This window comes from Mesorhizobium sp. M0500 (assembly GCF_040321165.1).
Classification (GTDB): Bacteria; Pseudomonadota; Alphaproteobacteria; order Rhizobiales; family Rhizobiaceae; genus Mesorhizobium.
The window spans coordinates 1-908 of record NZ_JAMYRB010000088.1; the positions used below are offsets into that span (position 1 = coordinate 1).

General features: G+C 64.1%; 1 protein-coding gene. It reads left to right on the forward strand.

Annotated features, from left to right (window positions below; translation table 11 throughout):
• Positions 1 to 849: integrase core domain-containing protein (locus NKI70_RS33870; RefSeq protein WP_352700870.1), on the forward strand; the 849-nt coding region annotated here is incomplete at its 5' end.
• Between the last annotated feature and the right edge of the window lie 59 nt (positions 850 to 908).

Genomic DNA, 908 nt, shown 5'->3' on the forward strand with positions numbered 1-908 from the left:
GTGCTTGCCCGCGAGGGTATCGGCACGCCGGCGGCCTCGACGGTAACCGGCATCCTGCGTCGCAACGGCATTGAGTTGGGAACGTCGGGCGGTGGAGCGCAGCCCTTCATCCGCTTCGAGCATGCCGCCCCCAACGATCTGTGGCAGATGGACTTCAAGGGTCACGTCGCCTTGCGTTGCGGCCGCCTGCATCCGCTCACCGTGCTTGATGACAATTCGCGCTTCTCGGTCGCGCTGTCGGCCTGCGCCGACCAGACCACCGCAACCGTAAAAGCCCGGCTGGTCACCGCCTTCCGCCGCTATGGCTTGCCGTGGCGCATCGCCACCGATAATGGCCCGCCCTGGGGCGATGGCGGCCGCAACGACTTCACGCTGCTCACCGTCTGGCTGATCGAAACCGGCATCGCCGTCAGCCACTCCAGGCCTTGCCATCCCCAGACCCTCGGCAAGGACGAGCGCTTCCATCGCTCGCTCAAGGCCGAGGCGCTGCAGGGACCGCCCTTCGCCGATCTCGCCAAGGCCCAGGACGCATTCGACCAGTGGCGCCATGTCTACAACGCCCAGCGTCCCCACGATGCGCTGGACGGCGGCGTGCCGCTCGATCGCTACTGGGCATCGCTGCGCCCTTATCGCGAAACGGTCGAGCCGTTCGAATACGCCAAGGGCGATCTCATCCGCCGCGTACAGCAGCATGGCTTCGTCTCCATTCTTGGCCGCACCATGCGTTTGTGCAGGGCCTTCACAGGAAAATCCGTCGCCTTCAGGCCCACCGCCACAGACGGTGTCTTCGACGCCTGGTTCAGACATCAGAAAATAGAAACCATCGACCTCAATGTCCTGGCGCGATAGCATGCAAAACTGTTCGCGATGTCCTCGCACATCTGTTCGCGATGTCCCCAGTCCAAACA